We start from the raw sequence: 1,423 nt of genomic DNA on the forward strand, positions 1-1,423 counted from the left end.
CGCAATACCGGTGATTTAGGTTGTTTTCCGGCTGGTGGGGGTGGCTCTGGTCGGCCCGACCAGCCGGACCGTTGGGGTGTCCGGCCGTGGTGGGCTGTGGTGCTCGGCTCGTTTGAGGGCCCAGTTGGACATCTTGCGTTTGATCACGCGTGGGTTGGAGCGCAGTCGGCGTGGGGGCAGCAGCCGTTCGGTGATCTCACGCAGGCTCTGGGTGATGGACCGGGCCAGTCGTGAGGGGGGAAAGCGCCGCCTGCCCGGTGACGTGGCGGCGGACGATGCGCAGGGTGCGGGTGAAGGAGATCCGGTCGGGATCGTGCCCGGCCTTGAGGGCGGCCTGGTGCATCAGGTCCCGCAGCGCGTGGTGGACCAGCAGGAACGCGAAGATCTCCTGTTCGACGCCGCGTGGGTGCTGGGAGCGCAGCACCATCCCCGGGATGCCTTGATGGTTCTTGATCTCGTCCAGGGTGTTCTCGATCTCCCACCGCTGGGCGTAAAGGGCGGCAAGCTCCCGGGCCGGTGCCCGGTCGGGGTCGAGGATGGTGGTGATCAGCCGGTAGACAGTGCCGTCCTCGCCGGACGGGCCGAGGGTGTACTCGATCACCCGCACCCGCTCAAGGTCCGTGCGCCGGTGGTAATCCCGCCTGGCGACGATCTCCGATAGGTAGGAGCCGTCGGGGAGGGGTTCTGCCACCGGCAGCACCGCGGTGCTGCGCACCCGCCACAGCAGATCCGCGCCGCCCGCCTTCGCCGCCCGCCACAGATCAAGGCCGCAAAAGCCCCGGTCGGCCAGGACGAGCATGCCCTCGGTCAGCGCGGGAAACAGCCGCCGGGCCAGGACGGTGTCGTGGACCTTGAGCGGTCCGACCTCGGCCGCGAACACGGCATGAGTGCCGCACTCGGCCAGGGCCACCACCCTGGCCTGCGGATACGCGCTGCGGCCCGGCCCGCGACTGGTACCGGGACGGCCGAAGAACTCGGCGTTCGCAGCGGTGTCCGGGACGTCGAAGACCGTGCCGTCCACCGCGACCAGCCGCCACCGCCGGTACCAGGCACCCTGCGTCCGCGCGACCGCCACCGGCCGGCACACCCGGGCGAACAGGGCCCGCAACGGCTCCGGCCCAAGCCGCAACCGGGCCCGCCCGATCGCCGCCGTCGTGGGCACCCGCCACGCCGTCGCCCACCGGCCCTCCAGCTCCAGCCCCTGGACCAGAAGCCGGGCCACCTCCTCATAGCCCTGCCCGAAGAACAGACACATCGCCAGCACGAAGTAGACCACCACCCGTGCCGGCAGCAGCCGCGTCCGCTGCTCGACCCTGCCGCACTCAGCGACCACCTCATCGACCAGTTCCGGCGGAAACGCCCGCGTCAGCACCCCCAACGCGATCCGATCCGAGAACCGGCCAACCCCCGACGACTTCACCTG

At 70.6% G+C, this 1,423-nt stretch carries 1 protein-coding gene; it reads right to left on the reverse strand.

The features are described 5' to 3' along the window. Positions 1–196: 196 nt before the first annotated feature. Entirely contained in the window at positions 197–1,420 is a 1,224-nt protein-coding gene (locus ABD224_RS29180) for an IS4 family transposase (protein ID WP_344055324.1), read from the reverse strand. Positions 1,421–1,423 lie beyond the last annotated feature (3 nt).

The organism is Streptomyces thermoalcalitolerans (assembly GCF_039525155.1).
Classification (GTDB): domain Bacteria; phylum Actinomycetota; class Actinomycetes; order Streptomycetales; family Streptomycetaceae; genus Streptomyces; species Streptomyces thermovulgaris.